The 7103-nt window shown below is 37.8% G+C and carries 7 protein-coding genes and 1 pseudogene; 2 read left to right on the plus strand and 6 right to left on the minus strand.

Annotation, left to right across the window (positions count from 1 at the left end):
* Positions 1-211: 211 nt before the first annotated feature.
* The 3 genes from F596_RS12355 to F596_RS0110365 form a co-directional block, all read right to left on the minus strand.
* Complete coding sequence (locus tag F596_RS12355; RefSeq protein WP_019036896.1) at positions 212-496, minus strand: DUF6734 family protein; 285 nt, start codon at positions 494-496, stop codon at positions 212-214.
* Positions 493-2829, minus strand: coding sequence for a TonB-dependent receptor (locus tag F596_RS0110360; protein ID WP_169495535.1), 2337 nt, complete (start codon positions 2827-2829; stop codon positions 493-495). Before F596_RS0110360 ends, F596_RS12355 begins: the two co-directional genes overlap by 4 nt.
* Before the next feature lie 148 nt (positions 2830-2977).
* On the minus strand, positions 2978-3607 hold the full coding sequence (locus F596_RS0110365; RefSeq protein ID WP_019036898.1) for a hypothetical protein: 630 nt from the start codon (positions 3605-3607) through the stop codon (positions 2978-2980).
* Between the two features lie 190 nt (positions 3608-3797).
* Here F596_RS0110365 and F596_RS0110370 point away from each other — a divergent pair, with 190 nt between their 5' ends.
* A complete protein-coding gene (locus tag F596_RS0110370) occupies positions 3798-4553 on the plus strand; it encodes a helix-turn-helix domain-containing protein (RefSeq protein ID WP_026302406.1) in 756 nt (251 codons plus the stop codon).
* Between the two features lie 14 nt (positions 4554-4567).
* Here the strand turns inward: F596_RS0110370 and F596_RS0110375 are convergent, their stop codons facing one another.
* The 3 genes from F596_RS0110375 to F596_RS11705 form a co-directional block, all read right to left on the minus strand.
* Positions 4568-5317: a ThiF family adenylyltransferase gene (locus F596_RS0110375; RefSeq protein WP_019036900.1), complete on the minus strand. Its 750-nt coding sequence runs from the start codon at positions 5315-5317 to the stop codon at positions 4568-4570.
* 132 nt (positions 5318-5449) lie between these two features.
* Positions 5450-5740 (minus strand): helix-turn-helix domain-containing protein, encoded by a 291-nt coding sequence (locus F596_RS0110380; protein WP_019036901.1) that lies wholly within the window; start codon positions 5738-5740, stop codon positions 5450-5452.
* A gap of 12 nt (positions 5741-5752) precedes the next feature.
* The gene (locus F596_RS11705) at positions 5753-6055 is read right to left on the minus strand and encodes a helix-turn-helix domain-containing protein (RefSeq protein ID WP_081618439.1); all 303 of its coding nucleotides are present in this window, start codon (positions 6053-6055) and stop codon (positions 5753-5755) included.
* Between the two features lie 377 nt (positions 6056-6432).
* On the opposite strand from F596_RS11705, the pseudogene F596_RS11710 reads away from it, so the two are divergent.
* A pseudogene (locus tag F596_RS11710) lies at positions 6433-7103 on the plus strand (VapE domain-containing protein); the annotation flags it as partial.

Raw genomic sequence — 7103 nt, forward strand, 5'->3', positions numbered from 1 at the left:
AATGTACATGACCCTGCACGTCACGATATGACTCCTTGATGCGATAATAAGGAGCCATGTCGCCTGTGGCAGGATTGAATTGTGTCTGTACATTTGCGTGCATGAGTGCAAAGTAACAAAATAATTTTGATATGACTGTGTCCTACAAATCGGTTTTTGCCCCTCGTTACAATACCCTACACTTGATTATCAATCATTTATCAAATTAATACTACACAAAATATCCCGAAAATTTATGAAAAATAATTTTGCCGGTTAAACTTGGGTTAGATAACTCGTCAAGACAAACGATAACATCAGAATATGGGAGATGTAATCTATTGATAAGTATATCATATCCAACTTTATCCGTTACCAAAATCACATCGTCATAATACTTTTGAAGTTGATTACAACTCAATATCCAACTTGCATAATGATAAATCGGACTTGACCAACCGTAACTATCTTTCAGGCAGTCCTTATTACCCGACCAGAAACTCTGTACTATTTTCATTTGTTTATGTTTGGCAATCGATTATTACTAATATTGATATCAACATTGTTATGCTTGACCTTATGGTTACCAAATTTATAAGTAAGTTTTATGTTTAGACACCGGTTATCATAGTCATTCCGATTGTTAAACACACAATTCTCATATACCACATGATTGCGATTATAATATGTTCCAAATAAGTCATTAACGTTGACATCCAATATCAACTTGTTCTTCATGAGTACCCAATTGAAACCTATTGAGAGATTCTGGAATGAGTTATAGTGAATATATTGTTCCTGTCCAGGGAAATAGTATAAATATCTTGCATAAGCTAACCCCTTACTTCCAATCCTATAGGATAGATTCGTGGTAACAAAAGAGCAGAATCCTTCTAAAGCCCCACTATTCAGAGATAGGTCTGACGATTTAGACTTATTATAGTTCACAGAAAGCTGTATGGCAGCATTGCATCTGTTATGGCTATAAATATAACTGACATTACCCATCAGGCTATTTGTAGAAATACAGTTACTGTACGTCTGCTCTGTCTGTGAATTTTCGTTATCATTGACAAGAAGTCCTATACCATCAGATGTATACATGTAGGAGACTCCGATACTCAACGTTTTGTATTGATATCTGAATTCTAAATAATCCATTAAAGACGGCTTCAAGAGAGAATTACCAGCCAAATAAGTGTAGGCATCGGAATATGTCCTCGCAGGATTCAATTGCATCATCTCTGGACGGTTAATTCTTTTGCTGTAACCTAAATATAACACACTATTGTCACCGGACTTGTAACTAATATCAATAAATGGGAACCAGTTGGCATAGCTCTTTGAAAAGTGATTAGTCTCCTCGCGAGGAAAGCCTTCCGATTTGGTATGCTCATATCGTACTCCCAATTTAAGGAACATTTTTTTCCAAGTCTTACTGATGTCTGCGTAGAAAGAACCAATGGATTCTTTGTAGAGAAAGTCATCAACAATATTGTAACGAGAGTAATTATCTGTATGATAATGAGCGTATTCTCCTCCCAATTCAAATCTAATCCACGAAAAGGGTAACGTGAGATTCATATTCAGTGTATTCACGAAATAGCTGTTATCATACAGGCTATTGGACAATTCCAGCTGATTATCCGATGTGTAACTACTGTTTGACATATTTTTTGCCAGATTATAGTTGTAGTTTATCAACAACTTCTTTCCTAAACTGTCAATGTTCCATTCATAGTAGGGCGAAAATGAAAAGCCCTTGTATCTATTATTTGAGCGTGTTTTTTCTGAGGAAAAGTATTTCCTGCTTCCGAATTTTTCCTGATATACATCCGACATTCCATCTTCGTCCATATAATTGAATGAAGACATAAAGCCAATGTTCATTTTATTGTTCAGAAAGATGTTCGTGTTCAGATTTTGACTAATGTAGTCTGACTTTTGGTATGTCTTATTGTTTATAAGTTTTGTGTAATCAATATATTCAAAGCAGTTTCTGACATCATGCATACGCTTTTCCTTCCAATAGCCCAATCCATATTCTACCGTGAGCCAATTGTTTGAGACAGTGATATTTCCACCTTTCTCAAAGCTTGTTTTGCGCCTCTGGAGATAACCTATATTTAGAGAGCCGTCAAGACCTAAATTCTTTCGATTTTTGAGAACGATATTCAAAACGCCAGTATTTCCCGATGCACTGAACGCAGATGATGGATTGGTTACAATTTCAATCTTATCTAAATCATCTGAAGGAATGCTATTCAGATAGTTCACCAAATTCCTGCCCTTGAGATTTGTCTTGCGTCCATTTATCAAAACAATTACATTATCTTTACCTACCAACGATATTTCTTCAGGATTGGATGGATTTATTCCTGGAATATTTTTGATTACATCATTTGCTTTGAAGCCATTGGCATACGGACTGTTTCGAACGTTATATACCAAACTGTTTTCGTTGAAAGTGATGATTCTTTTCATCCCAACTACGGTCACCTCCTGAAGTTTTTTATTAACTATCGGAAGTCTAATTATACCTAAATTATTGTCGTTTGTAAAATCAATGGTATCTCGTTTCAAGATTTCACCTAATTCTTTATATCTCAATATGTACATTCCTTTTTCCAGATCTATAGAAAAAGTACCTTTTTCATCGGTTAGGACACTTTTTATAGTGTTGTTCGAAATGTCAGAAATTAGTACTTCTGCATACTCCAAGGGTTTGTCATTATCATCAGAGATAAGAGTGCCTGTGATATTGTGTGTTACTTTTTGTCCCATACCCTGCATAGATATAGTTAGGAGTCCCACTATCAACCACAAATGTTTATTCGTTAATTTTTTCATATAATTAATTATTTTGTTACAAGCTTTGATTAGCGTCATTTATATTTATGAATATTGACGTGGCAAAAATATTTGTTTTCCCAAAATTCTTCTTTACACAAAAGTGTAATTCTAAGTCTATTGTCTGAAATATTACACAAAAGTGTAATCATGCAGCCTTGCAAAGTTCACCATACTTGGAAAAGAACCCCATAATACCTCTTTTACTGGAGCATACTGGAACGGTCTCAGATGTCAGGTAGTCAATGGATTTTCCGATTTGACGTGTACCAAATCCCAAAACTTTCATTACTTTCAATAGTTTGCTGTCAATCTCTGCAATCATATAGCTGTACTTGTCCTCAACTATCGGCTTTACTGCTAATGCCATTAACCGCTTGAACAATGTCAATGTTGATATTCCCGAATCCTTTGCAACGGCAAAGCGCCCTATATGCCAAAAACTATATTTACTTTCCCCGTGAATAGCATTTAGTGGGTTTATCCCATATATTTTTTCGATAGGAAGAGTCTTGTGCTTATCCCAATGGAAACTCCTGATGCAGCCAATTATATTCCCAAAAGCATCCCTTGCAATATAGATATGAGATTTGTTATCATACAGATATTCCTCTTCTTCAAGCACTGATTTGATATCTTCATTTACTTCTTTCTCTGTAAATGAAGATAAGTGATGGGAGTAATTTTCCCTAACCACAAACTGTGCTATTTCCATCAGACTCGTTTTGTCTGCCATGAAGATAGCATAGTCCTTAAATGTTGCAATCTGTTTTTCCATAATGCTTTTTGTTTCTTGATTTATATGGCAAAAATACTTCTTATGCAAATATCACCTATTACACTTTTGTGTAATTTGGCATCTCTCTCTTTGTTTTTTACACTTTTGTGTAATCTTTTTGCGGTATTCCGCATTAAAAATGTACTTTTGTAGTGAAATATATCAGAGAACCTTAGCACGTTTAGCATATATGACAGACATAAAAGATTTCTTTATAGCATCGAACACCGTGCGCAACGCACCTGACTATGATTCCAATGTACTCTCTACATTGGTGCAAACCGTAGAGGCTTTTGCTCGTATTACCTATCAGAGTGTTTACTTGATAGACTATTACAGACAGGAATTTCTTTATGTGTCGGACAACCCTTTGTTTCTTTGTGGGCATACGGCAAAGGAAGTAAAGGAGTTAGGGTACAGCTTTTACTTGGAGCATGTGCCAGAGGACGAACAAAAAATGCTTGTTGAACTAAACAGCAGTGGATTTAAGTTCTTTGATACTTTCGATAACGTTGATAAATACCAGTGCTCTATGTCCTATCATTTTCATCTGAAGAGTGGAACGAGGAACAAACTGATCAACCATCAGCTTACTCCTATACTATTAACTGATGAAGGCAAAATATGGATTGGTATGTGTGTTGTATCACTGTCTTCACATAAAACAGCAGGACATGTAGAGTTCCACAAAAACGGACTAAGCAAATATTGGAAATACTCTTTTGAAGGACATAGATGGAAAGAATGTGAAGGAGTAGCCCTAAAAGAAGAAGAACTCGAAGTGCTTAGATTGTCAGCATCGGGTCTTACTATGACGGAAATAGCAGATAGAATGTGCCGCTCGTTAGATTCTATCAAAACCTATAAACGCCACGCCTTTGAAAAGTTAGGCGTGACGAATATCACCGAAGCGATTTCAAGGGCAACCCTAAACAAATTGTTCTAAAACGATATTTCACTTTACTGCAAAAGTGAGGAGAAATAGAATCTTGGGAAATAGTTCACAGGTTTTCCTGTTGCAAGATTATACATTGCCGTTGTACATAATCCCGCTGCAATCCACGAGGCTATAGATAATTGTGGAGGTGGCAACATTTCGCTTTCTTTTTTATATTGGGTTACAATTCTTTCTAACCACTCTTTAGGTTGATTCCAAAAAGCTCCATGTTCTGTAACATACTCAGCCACCTTTAATTCAAATCCCTTTGGCTCTTCAGTCAGTTCAGACAAGGAATGCCCCAATGGGTCTACAACCGTAACAAAGCCTGCCCAACCAAAGTTGTATGGGTGCAGTACCGGGATTTTTCTTTCCTTGCAAATTTCATCAAATACGAATGGGGTTTTATCCTTAAAGTCCAAGGCATTGATAGACACATCATACCCATTCAGCATCTTTTCGATGTTATCAGGGGTCAGGAACTCTGTATGGTAATCTATTTGCGCTTCAGGATTGATATTTAGCAAACGTTCAGCCAAACATTCCGCCTTGTATCTGCCAATGTCATTCTCTGTATAGTTCTGCCTATTAAGGTTGCTTTCCTCTACCTTGTCTCCATCAACAATAGTGATATGTTCGAAACCAAATCTTAAAGCGCATTCAGCTATAATGCTGCCTATACCTGCACCACCAAGGAATATTTTATAATCCTTTATGATGCTTTGTTCTCTTTCGCTCACATAGAGCCTGTTTCTGCTGTATCTTTCTTCCATAATGAAACAATTATTTTAGGCAAAAGTAGATGTAATAAAGCATATATACTCTACACAAAAGTGTAATAATCAATCACATTATTGATTATTTTAGATTTTATAACATATTCAGAAGGTAATATGTTTGCGTTGCTACTCCTTATAGTTATCCTCCAACATCTTTTCCAAGTCGGAAGCCTTATAGAGTATCTTCCCTGCAAACTGCGTGTAGGGAATAATCTTTCTGTCCCGATAGTCTTGCAAGGTACGTGGGCTGATATACAGCCGCTCACACACCTCCTTGCCCGTCAGGAAATGCTCTCCTTCAAACAGCGGTTTGTGTGTCTGTGCCACTTCCTTTATCCGTCTGTTCACTCCTTCAAGTGCGGACAGCACCACCTGCATATCATCCGCTTCCATATTCAAGTCCTTTACTGATTCCATAATACCCTTGTCTTATTTGTTATTCTTTATTCTGTCTGTTTTTGTCTTCTCCGATTTAGTCTGCAACAGCCGCTCCACGTCCTCACGCTTGTAGTAGCACTTGTGTCCGATTTGGGAGAATGACAGCACGCCTGTATCACGATAATGCTGCAATGTGCGCTTACTGATATTAAGCAACTTGCATACATCGCCGTTGTGCAGCCAATCGGTGTGCCTGCTCTGTTCCCCAAATGCCTTGTGGCAGGTTTCAGCAAGACAGAGTATCTCATTCCTCAGCCTCGCCCAATTTGAATCCGTAATGATAAAATATCCCATAGTTTTATTGTTATTTTGTTTGTAATTCTGTCTTATTGTTATTGACAATATCTTTGCCTGTTCTGCGTTTCACCGCACGTTTCTGCCTGCAAAAGTAGGATGAGTTTGTCATACTTCAAAGCACAAGGGAACAGTAGGGAAATAGAGGGAAAAACAATGAAAGGACAAAAGGATTGTCGCTCTCTTTCTTTGTCTCTTTACTCCATTTTATCATATCCTTTTAGCCGACGCAATACGATGCGTATTGTAGCAAATTAGCACCTGCCTTTCTTGCATCCTTTACACACTTGTCCTCTTGTTTGGGGCTTAAATCCTTGTTTCCCGACAGTTTCCTGTCAGAAATCCGTGAGAAATTCATTGCCAATTTGCGCAACATTATGCAAGCACTCTCCGAATGCTTGGAACTTTCCAGTTCTCTTCATAACTTCACTCTCGGAAACCAAACCAAGCATATAATGAAAAGGAACGCAGATAAAGGCAATTCAGTGGATGAAAATAATACGCCCAAGCAAAGGAAGACTTCCTCCAAAAATGGTGAGATAGAAACCTATTTCTCCTCTTATTATGAGTTTAGGTACAACACGGTGTTGGGGCGAACCGAATACCGAAGCAAGGAAGATGCTCACTTCTCAAAAGTGGGTCGCTATGAAATCAACACGCTCCGCAGGGAACTTGACAACGATGTGGGGATTATCACATCTTCCAACAACCTCTATTCCATTATAGAGAGCAGCTTTTCGCCACGTATCAACCCTATACAGGAGTATTTCAAGGGATTGCCCTTGAGGGATATTGGTAATATCTGTGGTAATAATAGTGGCAATAGCGATAGTTGTAATCATGACAGTAGTGGCAATAATGAAAACAATTGCTGTTGTGATATTTCTTCCCTTTCACTGAAAGCCATTCCTGACTTGGCAAGTTGCGTTGTGGTGCGCAATCATGAAAAATGGCTACCATATCTCACCAAGTGGCTCGTGGCAGTGGTCGCCAATGCAATGGACGACCGTGAGTGCCGTAACCACACCAGCCTTGTGCTGACGGGCGA

It is taken from the genome of Prevotella amnii DSM 23384 = JCM 14753 (assembly GCF_000378745.1).
Taxonomy (GTDB): domain Bacteria; phylum Bacteroidota; class Bacteroidia; order Bacteroidales; family Bacteroidaceae; genus Prevotella; species Prevotella amnii.

Bases quoted from the DNA above. Each gene is read 5' to 3' on its own strand.
- F596_RS12355 (WP_019036896.1), bottom strand. From the start codon at position 496: ATGAAAATAGTACAGAGTTTCTGGTCGGGTAATAAGGACTGCCTGAAA.
- F596_RS0110360 (WP_169495535.1), bottom strand. From the start codon at position 2,829: ATGAAAAAATTAACGAATAAACATTTGTGGTTGATAGTGGGACTCCTA.
- F596_RS0110365 (WP_019036898.1), bottom strand. From the start codon at position 3,607: ATGGAAAAACAGATTGCAACATTTAAGGACTATGCTATCTTCATGGCA.
- F596_RS0110370 (WP_026302406.1), top strand. From the start codon at position 3,798: ATGACAGACATAAAAGATTTCTTTATAGCATCGAACACCGTGCGCAAC.
- F596_RS0110375 (WP_019036900.1), bottom strand. From the start codon at position 5,317: ATGGAAGAAAGATACAGCAGAAACAGGCTCTATGTGAGCGAAAGAGAA.
- F596_RS0110380 (WP_019036901.1), bottom strand. From the start codon at position 5,740: ATGGAATCAGTAAAGGACTTGAATATGGAAGCGGATGATATGCAGGTG.
- F596_RS11705 (WP_081618439.1), bottom strand. From the start codon at position 6,055: ATGGGATATTTTATCATTACGGATTCAAATTGGGCGAGGCTGAGGAAT.